The sequence below is a fragment of the Psychrobacter sp. TB20-MNA-CIBAN-0197 genome (assembly GCF_040309765.1).
Taxonomy (GTDB): domain Bacteria; phylum Pseudomonadota; class Gammaproteobacteria; order Pseudomonadales; family Moraxellaceae; genus Psychrobacter; species Psychrobacter submarinus.
Window position 1 is genome coordinate 1 of the sequence record NZ_JBEOPC010000205.1, and the last position, 361, is coordinate 361.

The following is a 361-nucleotide window of genomic DNA, read 5'->3' on the forward strand; positions in this document are numbered from 1 at the left end:
GGATGATTCCCAAAAAAATGGTCAAAGGCATGGGCGGCGCAATGGATTTGGTCGCTGGCGTGCAGCGCGTGATTGTATTGATGGAGCAAGTCAATAAACACGGTGAGCCAAAAATTCTTGCCAATTGTGAGCTGCCATTGACTGGTCAAGGGGTGGTCGATCGTATTATCACTGAACTTGCCGTATTAGACGTCACTGATAGTGGTTTGAAATTGGTCGAGCTGGCAGAAGGTGTGAGCTTTGATGAGCTACAAGAAAAGACGCCAGTGAGCATTGCTCAGTAGGAGTCTGTAATAAAGCTATTTAATAAAGGACTATAAAATATGGCGACCCAATTACATCAGGATTTGACCGGCAAAGT

General features: G+C 45.2%; 1 protein-coding gene. It reads left to right on the forward strand.

Annotation, left to right across the window (positions count from 1 at the left end):
• The coding region (locus tag AAEY83_RS13330; RefSeq protein WP_351059498.1) for a CoA-transferase at positions 1-284 on the forward strand (284 nt) is incomplete at its 5' end.
• Positions 285-361 lie beyond the last annotated feature (77 nt).